The sequence below is a fragment of the Shewanella sp. ZOR0012 genome (genome assembly GCF_000798835.1).
GTDB classification, from domain to species: Bacteria; Pseudomonadota; Gammaproteobacteria; order Enterobacterales; family Shewanellaceae; genus Shewanella; species Shewanella xiamenensis.
In genome coordinates this window covers 1-245 of sequence record NZ_JTLE01000061.1, presented here as the reverse complement: position 1 = coordinate 245, position 245 = coordinate 1, and the positions used below count along the sequence as shown (strand labels likewise).

Here is a 245-nt window from a genome sequence, read left to right as displayed (position 1 = left end):
GAGCAAATCCGGCATGACTTCAGCGTCGGTCACATTTGATAAGCTGAGTTCTGTACCTATGATCTCGTGAGTATGTGTATCAACGGCAATGTGTAGTTTACGCCACACTCGGCGTTTGCCATCTGTACCATGTTTCTTCATTTTCAACTCACCTTCGCCATAGACCTTGTAGTGGTCAACTAAATTTGGCCACAGCTTTAGAATCTTCCCAAAATCTTCGCTCTGATTCATTTGGGCTCAATCCT

The 245-nt window shown here is 44.5% G+C and carries 1 pseudogene; it reads right to left on the bottom strand.

Annotation, left to right across the window (positions count from 1 at the left end):
* Positions 1-168 (bottom strand): annotated as a pseudogene (locus L976_RS01470) (transposase); the annotation flags it as partial.
* Between the last annotated feature and the right edge of the window lie 77 nt (positions 169-245).